Source organism: Corallococcus sp. AB049A (genome assembly GCF_003668885.1).
Classification (GTDB): Bacteria; Myxococcota; Myxococcia; order Myxococcales; family Myxococcaceae; genus Corallococcus; species Corallococcus interemptor.
The window spans coordinates 1-400 of record NZ_RAWL01001370.1; the positions used below are offsets into that span (position 1 = coordinate 1).

Annotated in this window: 1 protein-coding gene; it reads left to right on the top strand. The window is 66.2% G+C overall.

Annotated features, from left to right (window positions below):
• Positions 1–400: hypothetical protein (locus D7X55_RS47250; RefSeq protein WP_199747487.1), on the top strand; the 400-nt coding region annotated here is incomplete at both ends.

The following is a 400-nucleotide window of genomic DNA, read 5'->3' on the forward strand; positions in this document are numbered from 1 at the left end:
GTTCCCAGGACTACACCCTGCAGGTGGACAAGGCCGGCCTGTACGAGATCCGCCTGGTGTCGGATGTCTTCGATCCGGTGCTGAAGCTGTCGGGCCAGGGCGTGGATGCAGAGAATGACGATGGCGGCGACAGCACCAACTCGCGCCTGACCCTGTCACTGAAGCCGGGCAAGTACACCCTGACCGCGCGCGGCCTCGGCGACGGCGTCAGCGGCATGTTCACCCTGTCGGCCAACCGCATCGAGCTGCCCGGCAATCTGGTCGAGCGCGATGGCACGGCGCTGCCGAAGGCGGGCAGCGTGTACACGATGCTCGACAACGATGGCCGTCGCCGCTTCCTGCTGTCGCTGGACCGCCCGGCCGATGTGCGCCTGGATGCGATTTCCAGCCAGGTTGATAC